Origin of the sequence: Acidomonas methanolica (assembly GCF_004346035.1) — a bacterium.
GTDB lineage: Bacteria > Pseudomonadota > Alphaproteobacteria > Acetobacterales > Acetobacteraceae > Acidomonas > Acidomonas methanolica.
Map to the genome: position 1 here is coordinate 28,411 of NZ_SLZN01000016.1, position 21,479 is coordinate 49,889.

Here is a 21,479-nt window from a genome sequence, read left to right on the forward strand (position 1 = left end):
AAGGACTTGCGCGGCGATTCCGCGATGTGCGCCGGAGCGGCGCGGCCTGCGGCCATGCCGCTACCTCAAGGATTTCCGTGACTTTGTGCGATGTGCGCGGTCTCGGCCATGACCGGCGAGGACGATTTCCGCATCCGGCCCGGCCGCATCCGCTCGACCCGCGCGCAGCAGGCCCGGCCGTTCATCGCCCAGGCGCTCGCCGCCGCGCAACGGGCCGGCGGAACGATCTCGCGGAAAGGCACAGTCGGTTCCAGCCATCGCTCTCGCTTCGGCCGGGGCCAGCGCGCGTCCGTGCAAGCCAACCGGCTCATCACTTCGCGCTCGCGCGGCGCCGTCGTGAAGGCCCGTGTCGTCCGCAACAGCGGACGCAGCGCGCCGCTCGCCACCCATCTCGATTATCTCCGCCGCGAGGGCGTCACCCGCGACGGGGAGAAGGCCCGGTTGTTCGGGCCAGAAACGGATGACGCCGACGCGCGCGGCTTCGCCGGTCGGTGCGAGGACGACCGCCATCATTTCCGCTTCATCGTCTCGCCCGACGACGCGGCGGAGATGTCGGACCTCAAGAGCTTCACCCGCGATCTGATCGGCCAGATGGAAAAGGATCTCGACACGCGGCTCGAATGGGTCGGCATCGCGCACTGGAACACCGAGCATCCCCATGTCCATCTGATCGTGCGGGGCGTCCGAGACGACGGCGAGAACCTCGTCATCGCGCGCGACTATATCAAGGAAGGAATGCGCGACCGCGCGCGTGATCTCATCACCCAGGAACTCGGCCCGCGCACCGATCACGAGATTCGTCACGCGATCGAGCGCCAGGTCGAGGCCGAACGCTGGACCAATCTCGACCGCCAGCTTGCGCGCGACTGCTATCGAACCCGCGTCATCGACATGGCGCCGCATCCAGACCGACAGCCCGACGAGTTTCATGCTGCCAAGATCGGCCGGCTGCGCAAGCTCGAATCCCTCGGCCTTGCCGATCAGGTTGGTCCCGGCCAATGGGTGCTGTCGGAGAAGGCCGAGGCAACGCTGCGCGAGCTGGGTGAACGTGGCGACATTATCAAGCGCATCCATCGCGGTCTGACCGAACGCGGCATCGAGCGCGGCGCGGCGAGCTATGTGCTGGTGGGCGAGAGCCTGGACGGTCCCATCGTCGGCCGGCTGGTCGATCGCGGCCTCGACGACGAGCTGAAGGGCACGGCCTACGCCGTGGTCGATGGCGTGGACGGCCGCACCCATCACATCAAGTTTCCCGATCTCAATGCGGCCGGCGACAGCGCGCCGGGGTCGATCGTCGAGTTGCGCAAGTTCGACGACTCGCAGGGCCGGCGGCGGGTCGCGCTCGCCATTCGCTCCGACCTCGATATCGAGGCGCAGGTCACGGCATCGGGCGCCACCTGGCTCGACCGGCAGGCCATCGCGCGCGAACCGGCAGCACTTGGCGAAGCAGGATTCGGCGCCGAGGTGCGCGGGGCGATGGATCGCCGCGCCGAGCGCCTGATCGAACAGGGCTTCGCCGAGCGGCACGGCCGCAGCGTGATCTTCAGACGCAACCTGATCGACACCTTGCGCCGCCGGGAGGTGGAAGCGCTGGGCGAGAAACTCGCCGCCAGGACCGGGCGCTCGTTCACCAAATCCGCCGCTGGTGAATATGTCGCCGGCACCTACAGCCGCCGCTTCGCGCTCAGCTCGGGCCGCTTCGCCATGATCGACGACGGCTTGGGCTTCCAGCTCGTGCCTTGGACTCCCTCGCTCGAAAAACAGCTCGGTCGCCATGTCTCCGGCGTCGCGCGCGGCGACGGCGGAATCGATTGGGGCTTCGGCCGCAAGCGCGGGCTCGGCCTGTAGCCCGGCACCCAAGAAAGGACTCATCGTCATGCCCGCCACGAAAATCCTTTGGGGTCCGATCATCGTCGTTTCACTGATCGTGCTGTTCACGACCTGGGGCGCGACGCAATGGACGGCCTGGCAACTCAGTTTTCAGCCCCAGCTTGGAGCGCCGTGGTTCCGGCTGCTCGGGATGCCGGTCTATTACCCGCCGGCCTTCTTCTGGTGGTGGTATTTCTACGACGCCTATGCCCCGTCGATCTTCGTTCACGGCGCCTATATTGCGGCGTCGGGCGGCTTCCTCTCAGCCGCCGCCGCTATCGCCATGTCGGTATGGCGGGCACGTGAGGCGAAGAACGTCGAGACCTACGGCTCGGCCCGCTGGGCACGGCCCGACGAGGTGAAGGATGCCGGCCTGCTCGGGCCGGATGGCGTCGTGCTCGGCAAGATGGAGCGCGCCTATCTGCGTCATGACGGCCCGGAGCATGTGCTGTGCTTCGCCCCGACGAGAAGCGGCAAGGGCGTGGGCCTCGTGATCCCCTCGCTGCTCACTTGGCCGGGCAGCGCCATCGTGCATGACATCAAGGGTGAGAACTGGCAGCTCACCGCCGGTTTCCGCTCACGGCACGGCCGCGTGCTGCTGTTCGATCCGACCAACCGGAAGTCCGCCGCCTACAATCCGTTGCTGGAGGTGCGGCGCGGCGAATGGGAGGTGCGCGATGTCCAGAATATCGCCGACATCCTCGTCGATCCAGAAGGGAGCCTTGAGAAGCGGAACCATTGGGAGAAGACCAGCCACGCGCTGCTCGTCGGCGCGATCCTCCACGTCCTCTATGCCGGGGAAGACAAGACGCTGGCGGGCGTGGCCGCTTTCCTGTCGGACCCGAAGCGCCCGATCGAGTCCACGCTGGCGGCGATGATGCAGACCGCCCATCTCGGCGAGGCCGGCGTGCATCCCGTCGTCGCCTCGGCCGCGCGCGAGCTGCTCAACAAATCCGACAACGAGCGGAGCGGCGTCCTCAGCACCGCCATGTCGTTCCTCGGCCTCTATCGCGATCCCATCGTCGCCGAGGTGACGCGCCGCTGCGACTGGCGGATCGCCGATCTTGTCGGCGGCGGCCGACCGACGACGCTCTATCTCGTCGTGCCGCCCAGCGACATCAACAGGACGAAGCCGCTGATCCGGCTTCTCCTCAACCAAATCGGGCGCAGGCTCACCGAGGACTTGCAGGCGAAGGCTGGACGCCATCGCCTACTTCTCATGCTCGACGAGTTTCCGGCGCTGGGCCGGCTCGACTTCTTCGAGTCGGCGTTGGCGTTCATGGCGGGATACGGGATCAAGTCCTTCTTGATCGCGCAGTCGCTGAACCAGATCGAGAAGGCATACGGGCCGAACAATTCGATCCTCGACAACTGCCATGTGCGCGTCAGCTTTGCGACGAACGACGAGCGCACGGCCAAGCGTGTCTCCGACGCCCTCGGCACCGCGACCGAGATGAAGGCGATGAAAAACTACGCCGGCAGCCGGCTGTCGCCCTGGCTCGGGCATCTCATGGTCTCCCGATCGGAAACCGCCCGCCCGCTGCTCACCCCTGGCGAGGTGATGCAGCTCCCGTCTGCCGACGAGATCGTCATGGTGGCGGGCACGCCGCCGATCCGGGCGAAGAAGGCGCGCTATTATGAAGACCCGCGATTTCAGGAACGCATCCTGCCACCGCCGTCGCCAACTCGATTAGACACGCCACGGCCCGACGACTGGAGCGCGCTCGCCCTGCCGCCTGCGCCGGAATTGCCTGCCGCCGATCCGACGCCGCAGCAGGACGACGATGATCCGACCGGATCGGAGCACCGCCGGCAGCCCGAGCTGAATGAGGCGAAGACCGTCGAGAAGAAGGAGCCGATCGACAACGAGTTTGCGGCCGACCTCGACGACGACGAGCCGGACGACGCGGCTCGCATCGGTCGGATGCGCGACATCATGCAGGGCGTCGCGCGCCAGGCGTCGCTCGATCGCGGCGATGGCCTGGATATGTGAGGCGGGGCCGATGAAGAAACAGCGCCTCTCCGTCTATCTCGACCGCGACGTGATGAAATCGCTTGCGGACTATGCCGCCCGCCGTGACCAATCGCGCTCGCTAATCGCCGAGGCCGCCATCGCCTCCTTCCTGTCGCCCGACGCCGCCGAGCGGCAAGAGGCGGCGACCGCCAAGCGTCTCGATCAGCTCGACCGGCGCATGACACGGATGGAACGCGATCTCGGCATCGCCGTCGAAACGCTCGCCGTCTTCGTGCGATTCTGGCTGACCACGAACCCGCCCTTGCCGGAACCGGCGCAGGCCGCCGCACGCGCCAAGGTCGGCGAGCGATACGACGCCTTCGTCAATGCGCTCGGCCGCCGACTCGCCAAAGGGCCGAAGCTGCACCAGGAAATTTCCGAGGACATATCGAGAGTGCCCGTGCCCGAATAGAAGTCCCGGTGGCGATCTCAAGTATCGGTCGATTCCACCTACAGCCTGTTTTTCTACGCTACACTACGCCGACCACATTCCGGTTGTTGCCTCGCCCCATTTCCTGCCTTTTCTACTCATCCCCGATCCAGGGCCGTTCTCGCGCGGTCCCAGACAAGGAACGGGGACGAGATGGTTTTTCACCAGAATGCGGAGGCGATGAACCGGGGGGCGCGCATGTTGCGCACAGCCCTCGGCCCCGCCATCGCCCGGTTTCTGGAAGACGCCAGCGTCGTCGAGGTGATGCTCAACCCCGATGGGCGGCTCTGGATCGACCGGCTTTCCGAGGGGCTTGCCGACACCGGCGAGCGACTGTCGCCGGCCGATGGCGAACGCATCATCCGCCTGGTCGCGCACCATGTCGGCGCCGAGGTTCATGCCGGCAGCCCCCGCGTCTCGGCCGAGCTGCCGGGCACCGGAGAGCGGTTCGAGGGCTTGCTGCCGCCTGTCGTCGCGGCGGCGGCCTTCGCCATCCGCAAGCCTGCTGTCGCTGTGTTCACCCTGCTGGATTACGTCGCGGCCGGCATCATGTCGGCGGAGCAATCCAATATCCTCCGCCGCGCCGTCACGTCCCGCGCCAACATCCTTGTCGCGGGCGGCACATCTACCGGCAAGACCACGCTCACCAATGCCCTGCTGGCGGAGGTGGCGACGACGGGCGATCGCGTCGTCATCATCGAGGACACGCGCGAACTGCAATGCGCCGCGCCCAACCTCGTCGCCATGCGGACCAAGGATGGCGTCGCCACGCTCTCCGATCTCGTCCGCTCGTCGCTTCGCTTGCGGCCTGACCGTATCCCGATTGGGGAGGTGCGCGGCGCCGAAGCCCTCGACCTCCTGAAAGCCTGGGGCACCGGCCATCCCGGCGGCATCGGCACAATCCACGCCGGCAGCGCCATCGGCGCGCTGCGCCGTCTCGAACAACTCATTCAGGAGGCCGTCGTCACGGTCCCGCGCGCGCTGATCGCGGAGACCATCGACCTCGTGGCGGTCCTCGCCGGCCGTGGCGCCTCACGCCGCCTCGCCGAACTCGCCCGCGTCGAAGGTCTCGGCGCCGATGGCGACTACCGCGTCATCCCCGCAATCCCAACCCCGCCAGGAGAATCCGCATGATCTACCGTCTGTCCCCTCTGCGCCGCAGGATTGCGACCGCAGCATCCGCCTTCGCTCTCAGCATCATGCTCGCGCCGGCCGCTTACGCTTCTGGCTCGTCCATGCCGTGGGAACAGCCGCTCCAGCAGATCGAGCAGTCGATCGAAGGGCCGGTGGCGAAGGTTGTCGCGGTCATCATCATCATCGTCACGGGCCTGACGCTCGCGTTCGGAGACACGAGCGGCGGCTTTCGCCGGTTGATCCAGATCGTTTTCGGTCTGTCGATCGCGTTCGCCGCCAGCTCCTTCTTCCTCTCGTTCTTCTCGTTCGGCGGCGGGGCGCTGGTGTGATGGCCGGCGCGCTCGACGAGACCATTCCTGGCTTCACCGTGCCGGTGCATCGGGCGCTGACCGAGCACATCCTGCTCGGCGGCGCCCCGCGCTCGGTCGCCATCCTGAACGGCACGATCGCCGCGGCGCTGGGCCTCGGCCTGCGCCTCTGGCTGGTCGGGATCGGCATCGGCGCGATCGGGCATTTCGCGGCGGTGTGGGCCGCCAAGCGCGATCCGCAATTCGTCGATGTCGTGCGCCGGGATCTGCGCGTCCCCAGCCACCTGTCGGTCTGAGGGCACGGCCATGATGAACCTCGCCGAATATCGCCGCGCCTCGGCTCGCCTCGCGGACTTCCTACCCTGGGCCGCCCTTGTCGGTGAGGGCGTCGTGCTCAACAAGGATGGTTCGCTGCAAAAGACGGGACGGTTTCGCGGCCCCGATCTCGACAGCGCCGTCGCGGCCGAGCTGATCGCCGTCGCCGGCCGCCTCAACAATGCGTTCCGCCGCCTCGGCTCCGGCTGGGCGATCTTCGTGGAGGCGCAGCGCGAAGGCGTCGGCGCCTATCCCGCGAGCCGCTTCCCCGATGCCGCGTCCGCCCTGGTCGATGCCGAGCGCAAGGCCGACTTCGAGGAAGAAGGCTCGCATTTCGAGTCGCGCTATTTCCTGACCTTCACCTATCTGCCGCCGGCCGAGGAGGCGGCCCGCGCCGAAAGCTGGCTTTACGAGGGCAAGGCATCGCAGGGCGTCGATGCCCATGAGGTTCTGCACGGCTTTACCGACCGCACAGGCCGCATCCTCCAGCTCGTCGAAGCCTTCATGCCGGAATGCCGCTGGCTCGACGACGCCGAGACGCTGACCTATCTGCACTCGACGATCTCGACCAACCGGCAGCGCGTGCGCGTCCCCGAGACGCCGATGTATCTCGACGCGCTGCTCGCCGACCAGCCCTTCACGGGCGGACTCGAACCGCGCCTCGGCAGCGCGCATCTGCGCATCCTCACCATCGTTGGCTTCCCGACCGTAACGACGCCGGGCCTGCTCGACGATCTCAACCGGCTCGCCTTTCCCTATCGCTGGAGCACGCGGGCGATCCTGCTCGACAAGATCGATGCGATCCGGCTGCTCACCAAGATCAGGCGGCAATGGTTCGCCAAGCGCAAGTCGATCGCCGCAATCCTGAAGGAGGTAATGACCAACGAGGCGTCAGTGCTGGTCGATACCGATGCGTCGAACAAGGCCGCCGACGCCGATCTCGCGCTTCAAGAATTGGGCGCCGACTATGCCGGGCAAGCCTATGTCACCGCGACCGTCACCGTATGGGACGACGACCCGCGCGTCGCGGACGAGAAGCTGCGGATGGTCGAGAAGGTCGTCCAAGGCCGCGACTTCACCGCTATGCCCGAGACCGTCAACGCAGCCGATGCCTGGCTCGGCAGCCTGCCGGGCCATGTTTACGCCAATGTCCGGCAGCCGCCGGTCTCGACACTCAATCTCGCCCACATGATCCCGCTCTCGGCGGTGTGGGCGGGGCCGGAACGGGACGAGCATCTCGGTGAACCCCCTTTGCTCTACGGCAAGGCCGAGGGTTCGACCCCGTTCCGGTTTTCCCTTCATGTCGGCGATGTCGGGCACACGCTCGTCGTCGGCCCGACCGGGGCGGGCAAGTCGGTGCTGCTTGCGCTCATGGCGGTCCAGTTTCGCCGCTATCGCCGCTCCCAGGTCTTCGCCTTTGACTTCGGCGGCTCGATCCGCGCCGCCGCGCTGGCGATGGGCGGCGACTGGCACGATCTCGGCGGCGGGCTGACCGAGGGCGCGGACTCCTCGGTATCGCTCCAGCCGCTCGCACGCATCCATGACACCTATGAGCGTGCCTGGGCGGCCGACTGGATCGTGGCGATCCTCACGCGCGAGGGCCTGACGATCACGCCAGAGGTGAAAGAGCATGTCTGGACGGCGTTGACCTCGCTCGCCAGCGCGCCGACCGGCGAACGCACCATCACCGGCTTCACCGTCCTGCTCCAGTCGAACGACTTGAAGCAGGCGCTCCGGCCCTATTGCGTCGGCGGCCCTTATGGGCGGCTGCTCGACGCCGAAGACGAACATCTCGGTCAGGCGTCCGTCCAGGCGTTCGAGATCGAGGGCCTGGTCGGGACCGGCGCGGCGCCCGCCGTGCTGGCCTATCTGTTCCACCGTATCGACGATCGACTCGACGGCTCGCCCACGTTGCTCATCATCGATGAGGGCTGGCTGGCGCTCGACGACGAGGGTTTCGCCGGGCAGCTTCGTGAATGGTTGAAGACCTTGCGCAAAAAGAACGCGAGCGTCGTCTTTGCCACGCAGAGCCTGTCCGACATCGAGGGCAGCCCGATCGCACCCGCGATCATCGAGAGTTGCCAAACCCGCATCCTGCTTCCGAACGAGCGGGCGATCGAACCGCAGATCACCCGCATCTATCAGCAGTTCGGCCTCAACGACCGGCAGATCGAGATCATCGCGCGCGCCATGCCCAAGCGCGATTACTACTGCCAGAGCCGCAGGGGCAATCGCCTGTTCGAGCTGGGGCTGTCGGACGTGGCGCTGGCGCTATGCGCCGCATCGTCGAAGACCGACCAGACCGACATCGCGCGCATCCTTGCTGAGCATGGCCGTGGCGGATTCCTCGCCGCCTGGTTGCGTCACCGGCAGGTTGATTGGGCTGCCGACCTTATCCCCAACCTCACTAATCTGGAGTCACCGTCATGATCGTTCGTCGCTCGCGCGCGGCCTTGCTCGCCGTGTCCATCGCCGCCGTTCCCGCCGCGCTGTCGCCTATGTTGGCGACGCCGGCTGCCGCGCAATGGATCGTCTATGATCCCTCGAACTATGCCCAGAACCTGCTGACGGCGGCGCGAGCGCTCCAGCAGGTCAACAACCAAATCACCTCGCTTCAGAACGAAGCGCAGATGCTCGTCAACCAGGCGCGCAATCTCGCCAGCCTGCCATATTCCTCGCTCCAGCAGCTCCAGCAGTCGATCACCCGGACGCAACAGCTTCTCAGTCAGGCGCAGGGCATCGCCTTCAACGTCCAGCAGATCGACCAGGCGTTCCAGACCACCTACGGCAAGGTGTCGCTGACAGCATCGAGCCAGCAGCTCGTGACCGACGCGCAAAACCGCTGGCAGAACAGCGTCAACGGCCTGCAGGACGCGATGCGCGTGCAGGCGACCGTCGTGGGCAACCTCGACACCAACCGCACGCAGACATCCGCCCTGATCGGCCAGAGCCAGGGTGCGACCGGCGCGCTTCAGGCCACACAGGCCGGCAATCAGCTTCTCGCGCTCCAGGCGCAGCAGCTCGCCGACATCACCGCCGTCCTCGCCGCGAACGGCCGAGCCGAAGCGTTGATCCAGGCCGAGCGCGCGACGGCGGCGGATCAGGGCCGCGTCCAGCGCCAGACCTTCCTCACGCCCGGCGTCGGCTACCAGCCGGGCAACGTCCAGATGTTCCACGGCAACTGAGGCGCGCGATGGACGGGAAAATCCTCGCCCGGCTCGGCGCCGTTGTCTTCGTCGCGCTCGCCATCACCGCGACCGTGATCGACATGACCCGCAAGGAGCCGGCGCCGATCGACACGAGCGTCCCGCCCGTCGTCGCGCCTGCCGCCGATCCGCTGGGCGCCGAGCTGACCCGTTGTCAGCTTCTCGGCGAAGCCGGCGAGCACGATCCCGCTTGTCTCCGCGCATGGGCGGAAAACCGTCGTCGGTTCCTGACGCCGGCCACGTCGGAGGCGCGATAGATCATGCACGGCACCGGGGTCATCGACCAGTTCCTCAACACCTTCACCACCTATATCGACAGCGGGTTCGGCCTGCTCAAACCCGAGGTGGCGTTCATCGCGACGACGCTGATCGTCATCGATGTGACGCTCGCGGCGCTGTTCTGGTCGTGGGGCGCGGATGACGACATCCTCGCGCGCCTGGTCAAGAAGACCCTGTTCGTCGGCGTCTTCGCCTACCTGATCGGCAACTGGAACGACCTTGCCCGCATCATCTTCGAGTCCTTCTCCGGTCTCGGCCTGAAAGCGGCCGGATCGAGCCTCTCGGCCGCCGACTTCCTCCGGCCAGGCCGCGTCGCGCAGGTCGGGCTCGACGCCGGCCGACCGCTGCTCGCCTCCATCTCGAATCTGATGGGCTATTGGTCCTTCTTCGAGAACTTCATCCAGATCGCCTGCATGTTCTTCGCCTGGGTGATGGTGCTGCTCGCCTTCTTCATCCTCGCGATCCAGCTCTTCGTGACGCTCATCGAATTCAAGCTGAGCACGCTTGCGGGCTTCGTCCTCATTCCCTTCGGCCTGTTCGGCAAGTCCGCCTTCATGGCCGAGCGCGTGCTCGGCAACGTCATCAGCTCCGGCATCAAGGTGCTGGTGCTCGCCGTCATTGTCGGGATCGGCTCGACGCTGTTCTCGCAATTCACCACGGCGAGCGCCACGCCGCCCAGCATCGACGACGCGATGGCGATCGTGCTCGCGGCGTTGTCGCTGCTCGGTTTGGGAATCTTCGGACCCGGCATCGCCAACGGCCTCATTTCCGGCGGCCCGCAGCTCGGCGCGGGCGCCGCCGTGGGCGTCGGCCTCGCGGCCGGCGGCACGGTCGCGGCCGGTGTCGCCGCAGTCGGCGCGGCAGCATCCGGTGGTGCGGCCCTTGCCGGTGGCGCAGCCGCCGCTGCACGAGGCGGCGCTTCCCTGGCGGGCGGCGTCTCGACCGCTTACAGCCTCGGCGCAGCGGGTCAGTCGGGCGCGGCCGGCGTCGCCTCCGGCCTTGGCGGTGTCGCTCGCGCCGGTTTCGGCGCCGCCACGTCGCCGCTGCGCCGTGCGGCGGCCAGCATGAAATCGAGCTTCGCCGAAGGCGCCAAATCTGCCTTCGAGGCGACTGGCGGCACCTCCACGGAGGGAACGGTCGGCGGCGAAGCCGAGGCGGCCGATGCTTCCGCTGCCGGCGGCGTGCCCGCCTGGGCGAAGCGCATGAAGCGCTCCCAGCAAATGACGCATGGCGTCCAGACCGCCGCACACGCCGTCCGTTCCGGTGACGGACATGGCGGCGGTTCTTCCGTCAACCTTTCCGAAGGCGACCGCTGATGTTCAAACGACCCGCCGCGCATTATGGCAAAGCACCCGAGCCTGAGACGCCCTATCAGCGCGCCGCGCAAGCCTGGGATGACCGCATCGGCTCGGCCCGCGTGCAGGCCCGCAACTGGCGCTTCATGGCGTTCGGCTCGCTCGCGCTCTCGGCCGGCTTCGCCGCCGCGCTCGTATGGGAAACGGCACGCGGCACCGTCGTTCCCTGGGTCGTGCAGGTCGATCGGCTCGGCCAGGCGCAAGCCGTGGCGCCCGCGCAGGCCGGCTACACGCCGAGCGACCCACAGATCGCCTGGTATCTGGCGCGCTTCATCGAGGAAGTCCGCAGCATCTCCGACGACCCGGTGGTCGTTCGCCACGACTGGCTGCGCGCCTATGATTTCACGACATCGGCCGGTGCCGTCGCGCTCAACGAATATGCTCGCGCGAACGATCCTTTCGCCAAGGTCGGCCGGCAGCAGATCGCGGTGGATGTTTCCAGCGTCATCCGCGCATCGCCCAGCTCCTTCCGCGTGGAATGGGTCGAACGCCGTTATCAGGACGGCGCGCTCGCCGACACCGGACGCTGGACCGCGATCCTCACCGTCGTCGTCCAGACCCCGAGCGACGCCGACACGCTGCGGAAGAACCCCCTCGGAATCTACGTCAACGCCATCAACTGGTCACGGGAGCTTGGGCAATGAAGCCGTCTTTCCGTAAAGCCGGAAACCCGGCTTTGCTCGCAATCGCATATCCGCGCCTTCGCACAGGCGCGGTGCCGCTCATCTTCTGCGCCACGACGGCGCTCGCCGGCTGCGCGACGACATTCAAGCCGCCAGAGATCTCCTACGACAATGCAACGCCCGCCGTCCTCACCCCTGACACTCCATCGCCGGTAAAGATCGTCGAATTGCCGAAGCCACTGCCGCTGCCCGGCCAGTTGAAGCCGATCGAGCGGAGCAAGTTGCCGCCGGAGCCGGCCGATCCCGCCGCCCGCGTCAGCCAGGCCAACGCCGCCGCGCGCGTGCAGCCGGTGCGCGACGGCTTCATCAACGCCATGCAGGTCTATCCTTTCGCCGATGGCGCGCTCTATCAGGTCTATTGCGCCGTAGGCGAGATCACCGACATCGCGCTCCAGCCGGGCGAGCAGCTCGTCGGCTCTGGCCCGGTCGCGGCCGGCGACACCGTGCGCTGGATCATCGGCGATACGCAGAGCGGGGCCGGCGCGACCGCCCAGGTCCACATCCTCGTGAAGCCGACGCGCCCCGAGCTGGTGACGAACCTCATCATCAACACCGACCGGCGCACCTATCACATGGAGCTGCGCGCCGACGAGAAGACCTACATGGCGTCGGTTTCCTGGCAATACCCCCAGGACCAGCTCATCGCGCTGCGCCAGCAGAACGCGGCGGCTCAGGCCGCGCAGCCCGTCGCCACGGGCGTCGATCTCGCCCACATCAATTTCCGCTATTCGATCGATGGCGACCCTGCGCCCTGGCGACCGCTGCGCGCCTTCGACGACGGGCGGCAGGTCTATATCGAGTTTCCGACCGGCATCGCCCAGGGCGAGATGCCGCCGCTGTTCGTCATCGGCCCGTCCGGCAAGACCTCCGAGCTGGTGAACTACCGCGTCCGTGACAACTACATGATCGTCGATCGGCTGTTCGCTGCCGCCGAACTTCGCTTCGGCGACAAGAACGCCGAGAAGCGCGTGCGGATCGTCCGCACCGATGGGAGGCCGGCGTGGTGAGCGAAGCCGACCCCCATGACGGGCAAGAACCCGCCCCGGCCGGCGACACCGCCGCCCCGATGCGGCTTCGCGGCGAGGCGCCGCGCGTCACCCGCCTGTCGCGCAAGGCGCTCGCGGGGATCGGGCTTGTCGCCAGCGTCGGCATCGGCGGCGCGCTGATCTACGCGCTCCAGACCCACAATGGCAACAAGCAGGGACAGGAGCTCTATTCGACCGACAACCGCGCGACGGCGAACGGTCTCGCGGGCCTGCCGCACGATTATACGGGCGTGCCGCAGCTTGGTCCGCCGCTTCCCGGCGATCTCGGCCGGCCGATCCTCAGCGCACAGAACCGGGGCCAAGCCGCGCCAACGCCCGTCCCGAATCCCGGCCCGAGCGCCGAAGAACAGCGGCGGCTTCAGGAGATCGAGGCCGCGCGAACCAGCAAGCTCTTCTCCGGCGCCGAGGGACGCACCGCGACGGCGGGCGCGAGTCCCGTGCCCAACCCCCAGCCGGCGCCCACGCTCGCCAATCTCGGACTCGTGCCGCCGGCCACAAGCCCCACGGCTCAGGATAAGCAGACCGCTTTCCTCAATGCTGATGCCGACCGCAAGACGGTGGCGCCCGATCGCATCCAGGCGCCGGCCTCACCGAACATCCTTCAGGCCGGCGCGGTGATTCCTGCCGCGATGATCACCGGCATCCGTTCCGATCTCACCGGCCAGATCACGGCCCAGGTGACGGAGAACGTCTATGACAGCCCGACCGGACGTATCCTCCTTATTCCGCAGGGCACGCGGATCGTCGGTCAATACGACAACAATGTCGGTTTCGGGCAGAGCCGCGTGCTGCTTGTCTGGAACCGGCTGATCTTCCCGAACGGGCGCTCGATCGTTCTCGAGCGCCAGCCGGGCGCGGACACCGAGGGCTATGCCGGCCTTCAGGATGGCGTCGATTACCATTGGGGCGAGCTGTTCAAGGCGGCATTGCTCTCCACGATCCTCAGCGTCGGCTCTGAAGCCGGCTATTCCGGCAACGAGAGCGACATCGCCCGCGCGCTGCAACAGGGCGCGTCCAACAGCACCAGCCAGATCGGACAGCAGATCGTCGGCCGCCAGCTCAACATCGTGCCGACGTTGACCATCCGGCCCGGATTCCCCGTCCGCGTGATCGTCACCCACGATCTCGTGCTCGAACCCTACGGAGACTGACATGGCGAAGCTGAAACTCGGGCCAATTGCCGACCAGAAGCCGGTGAAGGTGTCGGTGGAGTTGCCGGCGACGCTTCACCGCGATCTTGTCGCCTATGCCGAGGCGCTCGGCCGCGAGAGTGGTCGGGAGGCCGTCGATCCGATCCGCCTGATCGTGCCGATGCTGGAACGGTTCATTGCGACGGATCGCGGATTCGCCAAATTCAGGCGTGGTGCTTCTCATGCCGGTGCTATGGGGAAGTCGTAGCTCCATTGTGCGAGCCGGCCGCCGCTTGCTTCGAGAGCGCGCGCGCCATGCTCAGGAGCCGGCGGAACGCAGGATTATCGTTGCGCAGCGACCATACCGCGCTGAAAGGCAGCCTCTCGCCTTCGATGGGTCGGTAGACGACGCCGGGGAAGGCCGCGCCGGTCGTCGCCTCGCTGGTTAGCGTCAATCCCCGTCCGAGCGCGACCAGTTTCATGAGATTGTCGCGGCCGACACTACATCGCTCCACACAAGGATGATGACCCAGATCGGCCAGATGCTTCACGAGGTAGTCGTGAATCTCCGGGCCGGGATCTGTTTCGCTGACGATGAAATGCTCGTCTTGGAGACCATCCCAGGTGACCACGTCGCATTCGACGAGACTATGATTTTGCGGAAGGACGACGAAGACACGTTCTTCCCAAAGGCGAACGGTCTCACAGCCGTAAGCGGCAGGCTCGCCGGTGAGAAAGGCCACATCACGCCGGTGATGTTGGACGGCCGAAATGTGATCTGCTGGACTACCTTCCGCGAAATCAAGATGCACACAGGGATTTTGTAACTGATAAGTTTGCAGCAAGTCAGCGAGGAAACCGGAAGCCAGTGATGAGAAGATGCCGATCCGCACCATGCCGACCTCGCCACGTCCTGCCGCGCCGGCATCCTTCAGAGCGTATTCGATACGGCCGATCGCCACGCGGGCATGGTTCAGGAATTTGCTGCCGGCATTTGTAAGCTTCACGCCGCTGGGATGGCGGATGAACAGTGCTACGCCGATTTCATCTTCGAGATCACGAATGCCGCGACTAATTGTGGACTCCCAAACGCCGAGGTCGATCGCAGCCTGCCGAAAGCTGCGCTTCTCTGCGGCAACTAAGAAATAGCGCAAGTATGTCATCACTGTCGGTAGTGCAGACTGACGTGATGACATTACAAATACCGCTCACCAAATATCTCTCGTATTACGTTGCCGCGACCAAAAACTCTTCCGCATTGGCCGGTGGACGAAGGCCATCTGCCCTCTCTGCAAAATAACGCTGGGTCAGATCGTTCGCCGACACATGCCGAGCGTCTTTGAAACCGACCTCGTGAGCGAGCGCCAGAATCTCGGAGAGGGTGCAGAAACTGAGAAAGGGTGTTCCGCTGGTGCGGGCGCCCTCATCCGCCATTTCGAGTCCAGAGCGTTCCTCCGGATTCGAAAGCTCCAGAGGCAGCAGAAACGTCATGGCAAGCATCGATCGCGGAGCGAGCGATGCGATCTGGCGCAGGGTCGCGGCATTGGCCTCCTTGGTGAGGTACATGCTGACGCCGGTAGAGGTGACGATGGCGGGTTTGCTCACGTCGAAGCCGGAAGTCGTAAGCTCATCCCACCACGACACACCACTCTCGAAATCAACCGGCACGAAATGCAGCCAGTCAGACGCTCCGAACCCGAGTTCGACGAGACGCTTACGCTTCCAAGCTTGCGCATCAGGCTTGTCGATCTCGAACACCTGAAGGCGGGATGCGATCTCCGGCCGACGCTGGGCGAAGCTGTCGAGACCGGCGCCGAGGATCACATACTGACTTATTCCGATGTTCGCCTGTTCCACGACCAAGTCTTCGATGAAGCGCGCGCGAGCTACGATCGAGGCACGAAAGGGGCGTGTGAACTCTGGGTCCATATCGCCGCGCTGGCGCCAGTCCTCGTCCGGCGCCGCGAGCTTGAGACCGACGTCATCTTCGAACACGTGTGGCGAGGCATCGACCTGCATGTGCAAGGCTCGCCATAAGGCGGTCCGGACGGCCGTGCTGTCCGGAGCGGCGGCGCAGACATCATCTACGGTTTTCTCGCCGTCCGATCGCTGGTCGCTCAACTACTTCGCCTCCGGCAGCGGCGCTTCCACAGCGAGCTGCCGCCCGTCAGGATCGGCGAGCAGCATCTGCAAGGCCGGCCAGTGCTGTTTCTCGAACGGCTGGACGACCGTACTGCCGCGCGGTTGCGCGAACCGCGCCGAATCGGGAATCGCAACTCCGAGCACGATCTGAAGCGGGTGATCGTGCGGACGTTCTGCGATGAAGATATAGGGACCGCCGCTCGGATGGCGCAGGCGGCCGGAGTGATGATCGGTCTCAAGTTCCAGTTCGAAGCCCAGGTCCTGCCAAAAGGCGACCGAACTGCCCCAATTATGGGTCTCGATCAGAATCCCGTCGATACCATTAGTTTTCATTTCTTCCTCTGCCTTCTTTGCTGTTCTTCCAGATAGGCGCGAAGCGCCTCAGCCACGATCGCCGACAACGACAACTCCGCCTCGATGGCATGGTGCTTGACCTGCCTGATCAGTTCGGTCGGCAGGTAGACATTGAACTGCTTGACATCTTCGCTGGCCATATTGCTATTATGCTAGCATCCTAGAGATAAATCAACCCTGCCAGCGACCGTTCGCACGGGTAGGGATCGTTGTTGGGAGCACATGCCTATGCCTGATGTCGAACAGGCAGATCGAGCCTATCGTCGGGTTCTGGTCCTCACGGCGGCGCTGTTTCTGTCGTATCTCACCGTCGCCATGTCGTTGCCGGCGGTGCCCGTCCACGTTGTGCATGGGCTGGGCCTGGACAACGCCTACGGCGGATTGGCGGTCGGCATTGCTTTCCTATCCACGATCCTGACTCGTGGGCGGGCGGGTACCTATGTTGACCAGCTTGGAGGCAAGCACTGTATGCAGCGCGGCCTACTCATTTATGCCGCCGCTTCATTGATTTGTCTCCTGGCGAGCTGGCCAATACTACCCGTGAGTGCGAGCTACACGGTGCTGATCATTGGCCGGCTCTTACTCGGCATCGGCGAGAGTGTGGCCAATGTGGGCATGATAAGTTGGTCAATCGGTTTGATGGGTCAGGCGAGGACTGGTCGGGTCATGTCGCTCGTCGGGATAGGCATGTATGGCGCCTACGCAGCCGGTGGTCCGCTGGGGCTTGCATTGCTGAACGGTCTCGGTTTCGCGTGGCTGATGGGCGCCTGCGCGATCCTGCCGCTCATCGGGTTGATTGCCATTTATTGGCTGCCAGCCGTGGCGCCCCATGTCGGTCAACGAGAATTCTTCTGGCGCATTATCGGACGCATATGGCGGCCGGGTGCGACGCTCGGGCTCCAGGGTGTCGGATTTGCCTCGCTGGGTTCGTTCTTCTCACTCTATTTCCTAAGCCGTGGCTGGCCTTACGCCGGACTCGGACTCACATTCTTCGGCGGCGGCTTTGTTGTTGTGCGACTGTTCTGCGGCCACCTACCGGATCGGATCGGCGGAACACCTGTCGCCATTGTCTCGCTCGTCGTCGAAGCCTGTGGTCAGTATCTCCTGTGGTTGGCTCCCGGCCCGGATTCGGCGCTAGCCGGTGCTCTGTTGACAGGATTCGGCTGCTCGATGGTGTTCCCCGCGATGGGCGCTGAGGTCGGCAAGCTGGTGCCGCCTCACATGCGAGGCACAGCATTCGGCGGATTTGCCGCCTTCCAAGACCTCGCCTACGCCGTGACGGGGCCGGTGGTCGGCTTGCTCGCCGATAGATCGGGCTACGCCTCGGTGTTCCTGATCGGCGGGCTCGCGGCGACGCTTGCTCTCGCAATCGCGGTTTCCGCCCACCAGCGCACAGGCACTGCCGTGGCGTGACGGACGTGCATTTTGCCAAGAGATACGAGATGAAGAAATGACCGAGAATCTTCGCTATTTCACTCCTGATAGAACGGACTTCGCGGCTCTGCGCGCGATGGGACGAACTGTGTTCGCCGACACTTTTGGCCATCTCTATGACACGGAGCCATTCTCGAATTTTCTCGAAAAAGCCTACGGGCCAGGCGGAACGATGGAACGAGACCTTGGCGATCCTTCTGTCCAATGGCTCGTCGCGGCGAGTGATGACGAGAATATGGTCGGCTACGCCAAGCTTTCGCAACTCAAGGCGCCGGTGCCCGCGCCGAGGCTCGGCGCTATGGAGCTTCAGCAAATTTACGTCTTACGCCCCTGGCACGGACACGGCGTCGCCGATCGCCTCATGGAATGGGCACTCGATCAGGCCCGCGTGGAGCGCACGCCCGAAGTCTATCTGACGGTGTTCGATCACAACGAACGGGCCAAGCGCTTCTACACGCGGTATGGTTTCGCCGAAGTGGGGCGCTGTAATTTCGTCTTAGGTGATCGCGTCGATGACGACCGGGTTTGGAGAAAGAAGCTACTGCCCTAAAGCAATGCATACGCCGCTCGCGACTTCCGGCCTTGACACAATCTGCGTTAGAACTTGTTCTGTGGCCGGATTGTCGTCCATCGAGAGTAGCCTGAGAGCGGCGAGATTGTCGCGGCGGGCCAGCAGTGAAAATGACGAGACGAGCGCGCAGCGGACTTTTATAGATATTGAAAGGCACCTGACGCGAGTGCGACGTCGCAATCAACCATAAGTCCCGGAATTACTGACTCGCGATCCACCATGTCGTGCCGGACGGATCGCGCACGCCGCCGCGCAAATCGTCGTCCTGGCTTTTGCGTTGAGGCTCTTGCACAACGGTCGCACCGGCTTTCACGGCGCGGTGAAACGCCGCCACGGCATCCGGCACATAGAGGTGTAGATGCGTCGGCAATGCTGGCGTGTCGGTCGCCCCACCTCCGATCATCACTACGCTATCGTCAATGCGCATTTCCGCGTGCATGAGCGAACCGTCCGGCCGGTCGAAGCGGCGAAGGACCTTCCCGCCGAACGCCTCGCCGACGAAGGCGATGAGTGCTTCAGCGTTGCGGCAGATCAGGTACGGACTCAAAGACGGGTAGCCAGTGGGCTTCCATGCACTCATATCTCGATACTCACATTGTCATCGCTGAATGATGTTGCATGACATCTGTTCCGCTCGCCTGCCGGTCATCTGTTCGAGCTGTCCGGACCATAGCCGGGCCCCGTAGCTAAGGATACGGGGCTGCTTCGCGCTTAGGTCGTGTTACACTATGAGCCATATGCTGAATAACCGTTCCTTGGAATTTTGACGATCTCGATGACATATTTCCGCGTCCTGCCAGTAGGAACACGCCCCCCTGGCGGGGCAATCGCTCACGCCTACCTCCTGACGGACAATTGGGATGACTGGTTCAAATTCTCCACGCTCTACACGCTCGTCATTTACGATGAGAATGGTGACCACCACAGCATCGGCGGCGTCAAGATCGGCCAATTCGCCATGGCGGAAGACCAGCGCCGTCCTCATCTCCCGGGGCGGTTCGACACCCTTGACGATCGTTTCTTTTCGCTCGGCCAGGACGACACTTATTATGACGCCCTAAACGCGCTCGGCGCGGGAACCCGCGATCGTGTGCTACGCGCTCTTCGTGACGTAGCCCTCGATTCCGATCTGTTCGAACGCGCGCTCGCCGAGAAGGTCACCGGGACCTCCTTGCTGCGGTCGGTCGATCGCTCGACAGTAACCGGCCAGTTTCATCGGATGGCGCAAGGGGGCGCTCGACTGACGAGCTACGAGTTTAGCTATACCGCACGACGGCGGTCCCGTCGTGTCGAGCCGCTGAATCTGGCCTTCACGGTCGCTCCGGAATCTTATCCACCCACCAACGTCCATGTGCTGATCGGACGCAATGGCGTCGGCAAAACCACATTGCTCAACGACATGACGCGCGCGATCGTCGATCAGGACGCGGGCGCAAGCGAGGTCGGCGCCTTCACTGCGGAGCCGGACGACCTCGACGACAGCCTCTTCACCAGCCTCGTTTCGGTGACCTTCAGCGCGTTCGACCCTTTCGAGCCACTCCCCAACCGGCAGGACAAGTCGCAAGGCGTTCGCTACGCCTATATCGGGCTGAAGCTCATCGGGAAGGATAAGGACGGCAAGCCGAAACCGCCGAAAAGCCCTGACGGCCTGTCCGGTGATTTCGTCAGTAGCGTGATGATCTGCCGGCAGAGCGGCAGGGTCGACCGTTGGGAACGGGCGCTCAACATGCTGCAGGCCGATCCGATCTTCCGTGATGCCGACGTCTCGGCGCTCGCGCGATCCGACGACGATCCCGAAGAGGTGAAGGCCGAAGCGCGTCGCCTGTTCAAAAATCTCAGCTCGGGACACAAGATTGTGCTTCTGACGATCACACGCCTGGTCGAAACCGTCGAGGAGAAGACCCTTGTTCTCCTCGACGAGCCGGAAGCGCATCTACATCCGCCTCTTCTCTCGGCCTTCGTGCGGGCGCTGTCGGACCTATTGATCAACCGGAACGGCGTCGCGTTGATCGCGACCCATTCCCCGGTCGTGTTGCAAGAGGTTCCGAAGAGCTGCGTCTGGATGGTGCGGCGCACGGGCACGCGCTCCGTCGCGGACAGGCCCGAGATCCAGACGTTCGGAGAGAATGTTGGGCTTCTGACGCGCGAGGTGTTTGGGCTGGAGGTGACACAGTCAGGCTTCCATAAGATGCTCCGCGATGCGGTGGCCGAACTTCCTAATTACAGTCGTGTCGTACGCCGGTTCAGCGGCGAACTTGGCGACGAGGCGCGAGCGATCGTTCAGGGATTGCTCGCAGCGCGGGATAACCCCGGCGACGAGGATCTCTGATGTGGTCGCTGGAGCGGCCGACCCCTTCGGCCTGGTCTGTCTTCACCACATGCATCAGCAAGGTGCGCAATCCGGGGCTCGCTGCCCGATTGGCGAATGCCGCACCGACCATCGCAACAGCCTCGGCCCAGTTCGACCGAGCCGCGCGCCATCACAGGCTGCATGACATCGCGGCCCACGACATCGTAGCGCCCGACATCACCGTGCGTGAGATGGAAAAGGTCTACACGCAGCGTATGGCGAAGAGCGGCGCCCCAGGTCGCGACATTTATGACGAAATCTTTGCCTCGGCGCCGGCGGGCCGCTGTCCCTTGTGCATGCAGCGGTTTGTAGCGACGCTCGACCATCATCTTCCAAAAGCGCATTATCCTGCTCTGGCCGTCGTGCCCCTCAACCTGATCCCGGCATGTTCAGACTGCAACAAAGCGAAGCTCGACGCCGTGCCGGCGACCGCGGAAGACGTTCCGCTTCACCCCTATTATGATGATCTAGGGGACGACATCTGGTTGACGGCGACCGTCATCGAGCGGCGTCCGACCGCCCTTCGGTTTGATGTTGCGCGGCCGGGCGCGTGGGACGATACGCTCTACGCCCGGGTGAACCATCATTTTCGCTCGCTCGGCCTCGCTGCGCTCTTTGCGTCGGAGGCGGCAGAGGAACTGCTTAACATCCGGCACCAGCTTCAGATCCTGAGTGATGTTGATCCCGAGGATGGGGTTCGCGAGGAGTTGGAACGACGCGCCGAAAGCTGTGCGGTGGCCCGGACCAACGGCTGGAGATCAGCCGCCTATCGCGCCTGGAGCACGAGCGACTGGTTTTGCGATGGCGGCTTCCTGCCAGATCGCTAAGTTGGATAGAATTGAGAGCCTGCCGAACTTCT

The 21,479-nt window shown here is 64.7% G+C and carries 23 protein-coding genes; 18 read left to right on the plus strand and 5 right to left on the minus strand.

What is annotated here, in order from left to right; translation table 11 throughout:
- Nucleotides 1–108: 108 nt before the first annotated feature.
- The 14 genes from EDC31_RS11675 (at nucleotide 109) to EDC31_RS11740 (ending at nucleotide 14,037) form a co-directional block, all read left to right on the plus strand.
- Nucleotides 109–1,848: a relaxase/mobilization nuclease domain-containing protein gene (locus EDC31_RS11675; RefSeq protein WP_042059744.1), complete on the plus strand. Its 1,740-nt coding sequence runs from the start codon at nucleotides 109–111 to the stop codon at nucleotides 1,846–1,848.
- Between the two features lie 28 nt (nucleotides 1,849–1,876).
- Complete coding sequence (locus tag EDC31_RS11680) at nucleotides 1,877–3,862, plus strand: conjugal transfer protein TraG (RefSeq protein WP_042059746.1); 1,986 nt, start codon at nucleotides 1,877–1,879, stop codon at nucleotides 3,860–3,862.
- A gap of 10 nt (nucleotides 3,863–3,872) precedes the next feature.
- Nucleotides 3,873–4,295, plus strand: coding sequence for a ribbon-helix-helix protein, CopG family (locus EDC31_RS11685; protein ID WP_132127068.1), 423 nt, complete (start codon nucleotides 3,873–3,875; stop codon nucleotides 4,293–4,295).
- 171 nt (nucleotides 4,296–4,466) lie between these two features.
- Nucleotides 4,467–5,447, plus strand: coding sequence for a P-type conjugative transfer ATPase TrbB (gene trbB / locus EDC31_RS11690; protein ID WP_042059719.1), 981 nt, complete (start codon nucleotides 4,467–4,469; stop codon nucleotides 5,445–5,447).
- Nucleotides 5,444–5,776, plus strand: a complete 333-nt coding sequence (locus tag EDC31_RS11695; protein ID WP_042059721.1) for a TrbC/VirB2 family protein — start codon at nucleotides 5,444–5,446, stop codon at nucleotides 5,774–5,776. Before trbB ends, EDC31_RS11695 begins: the two co-directional genes overlap by 4 nt.
- Nucleotides 5,776–6,051, plus strand: a complete 276-nt coding sequence (locus tag EDC31_RS11700) for a VirB3 family type IV secretion system protein (protein ID WP_042059725.1) — start codon at nucleotides 5,776–5,778, stop codon at nucleotides 6,049–6,051. Before EDC31_RS11695 ends, EDC31_RS11700 begins: the two co-directional genes overlap by 1 nt.
- A 10-nt stretch (nucleotides 6,052–6,061) precedes the next feature.
- Nucleotides 6,062–8,500, plus strand: coding sequence for a conjugal transfer protein TrbE (gene trbE, locus EDC31_RS11705; protein ID WP_042059727.1), 2,439 nt, complete (start codon nucleotides 6,062–6,064; stop codon nucleotides 8,498–8,500).
- On the plus strand, nucleotides 8,497–9,255 hold the full coding sequence (trbJ, locus tag EDC31_RS11710) for a P-type conjugative transfer protein TrbJ (protein ID WP_042059730.1): 759 nt from the start codon (nucleotides 8,497–8,499) through the stop codon (nucleotides 9,253–9,255). The genes trbE and trbJ overlap by 4 nt, the downstream gene beginning before the upstream one ends.
- Before the next feature lie 8 nt (nucleotides 9,256–9,263).
- Nucleotides 9,264–9,533 carry a putative entry exclusion protein TrbK-alt gene (trbK-alt, locus tag EDC31_RS11715; RefSeq protein WP_042059732.1) on the plus strand — a complete coding sequence of 90 codons (270 nt, stop codon included), beginning with the start codon at nucleotides 9,264–9,266 and terminating at the stop codon, nucleotides 9,531–9,533.
- Nucleotides 9,534–9,536: 3 nt separating this feature from the next.
- The gene (gene trbL, locus EDC31_RS11720) at nucleotides 9,537–10,871 is read left to right on the plus strand and encodes a P-type conjugative transfer protein TrbL (protein WP_132127069.1); all 1,335 of its coding nucleotides are present in this window, start codon (nucleotides 9,537–9,539) and stop codon (nucleotides 10,869–10,871) included.
- Nucleotides 10,871–11,554 carry a conjugal transfer protein TrbF gene (trbF, locus tag EDC31_RS11725; protein WP_042060584.1) on the plus strand — a complete coding sequence of 228 codons (684 nt, stop codon included), beginning with the start codon at nucleotides 10,871–10,873 and terminating at the stop codon, nucleotides 11,552–11,554. Before trbL ends, trbF begins: the two co-directional genes overlap by 1 nt.
- On the plus strand, nucleotides 11,551–12,600 hold the full coding sequence (trbG, locus tag EDC31_RS11730; protein WP_042060587.1) for a P-type conjugative transfer protein TrbG: 1,050 nt from the start codon (nucleotides 11,551–11,553) through the stop codon (nucleotides 12,598–12,600). Before trbF ends, trbG begins: the two co-directional genes overlap by 4 nt.
- Nucleotides 12,597–13,790: a TrbI/VirB10 family protein gene (locus EDC31_RS11735; RefSeq protein WP_042060618.1), complete on the plus strand. Its 1,194-nt coding sequence runs from the start codon at nucleotides 12,597–12,599 to the stop codon at nucleotides 13,788–13,790. Before trbG ends, EDC31_RS11735 begins: the two co-directional genes overlap by 4 nt.
- Before the next feature lies 1 nt (nucleotide 13,791).
- Nucleotides 13,792–14,037 (plus strand): DUF2274 domain-containing protein, encoded by a 246-nt coding sequence (locus EDC31_RS11740; protein ID WP_042060588.1) that lies wholly within the window; start codon nucleotides 13,792–13,794, stop codon nucleotides 14,035–14,037.
- On the opposite strand, the gene EDC31_RS11745 is transcribed toward EDC31_RS11740, so the two are convergent.
- Genes EDC31_RS11745 through EDC31_RS11760 form a run of 4 tightly spaced genes read right to left on the minus strand, consistent with a single transcriptional unit; the run spans nucleotide 14,021 to nucleotide 16,405 of the window.
- A complete protein-coding gene (locus EDC31_RS11745) occupies nucleotides 14,021–14,965 on the minus strand; it encodes a LysR family transcriptional regulator (RefSeq protein ID WP_042060589.1) in 945 nt (314 codons plus the stop codon). The genes EDC31_RS11740 and EDC31_RS11745 overlap by 17 nt on opposite strands.
- Nucleotides 14,966–14,996: 31 nt before the next feature.
- The gene (locus tag EDC31_RS11750) at nucleotides 14,997–15,890 is read right to left on the minus strand and encodes a class I SAM-dependent methyltransferase (protein ID WP_042060591.1); all 894 of its coding nucleotides are present in this window, start codon (nucleotides 15,888–15,890) and stop codon (nucleotides 14,997–14,999) included.
- The gene (locus tag EDC31_RS11755; protein ID WP_042060593.1) at nucleotides 15,891–16,244 is read right to left on the minus strand and encodes a VOC family protein; all 354 of its coding nucleotides are present in this window, start codon (nucleotides 16,242–16,244) and stop codon (nucleotides 15,891–15,893) included. It abuts the gene before it with no gap.
- Nucleotides 16,241–16,405, minus strand: coding sequence for a ribbon-helix-helix domain-containing protein (locus EDC31_RS11760; protein ID WP_042060595.1), 165 nt, complete (start codon nucleotides 16,403–16,405; stop codon nucleotides 16,241–16,243). The genes EDC31_RS11755 and EDC31_RS11760 overlap by 4 nt, the downstream gene beginning before the upstream one ends.
- Before the next feature lie 88 nt (nucleotides 16,406–16,493).
- Between EDC31_RS11760 and EDC31_RS11765 the strand changes: the two genes are divergently transcribed.
- Both EDC31_RS11765 and EDC31_RS11770 read left to right on the plus strand, forming a co-directional pair.
- Nucleotides 16,494–17,678 (plus strand): MFS transporter, encoded by a 1,185-nt coding sequence (locus EDC31_RS11765; protein ID WP_042060597.1) that lies wholly within the window; start codon nucleotides 16,494–16,496, stop codon nucleotides 17,676–17,678.
- 37 nt (nucleotides 17,679–17,715) lie between these two features.
- Nucleotides 17,716–18,249, plus strand: coding sequence for a GNAT family N-acetyltransferase (locus tag EDC31_RS11770; protein WP_042060600.1), 534 nt, complete (start codon nucleotides 17,716–17,718; stop codon nucleotides 18,247–18,249).
- Nucleotides 18,250–18,469: 220 nt separating this feature from the next.
- Here the strand turns inward: EDC31_RS11770 and EDC31_RS11775 are convergent, their stop codons facing one another.
- Nucleotides 18,470–18,850 (minus strand): VOC family protein, encoded by a 381-nt coding sequence (locus tag EDC31_RS11775; RefSeq protein WP_042060601.1) that lies wholly within the window; start codon nucleotides 18,848–18,850, stop codon nucleotides 18,470–18,472.
- A gap of 195 nt (nucleotides 18,851–19,045) precedes the next feature.
- Here EDC31_RS11775 and EDC31_RS11780 point away from each other — a divergent pair, with 195 nt between their 5' ends.
- Nucleotides 19,046–20,599, plus strand: coding sequence for an AAA family ATPase (locus EDC31_RS11780; protein WP_042060602.1), 1,554 nt, complete (start codon nucleotides 19,046–19,048; stop codon nucleotides 20,597–20,599).
- Entirely contained in the window at nucleotides 20,599–21,447 is an 849-nt protein-coding gene (locus tag EDC31_RS11785) for an HNH endonuclease (RefSeq protein ID WP_042060604.1), read from the plus strand. Before EDC31_RS11780 ends, EDC31_RS11785 begins: the two co-directional genes overlap by 1 nt.
- Nucleotides 21,448–21,479 lie beyond the last annotated feature (32 nt).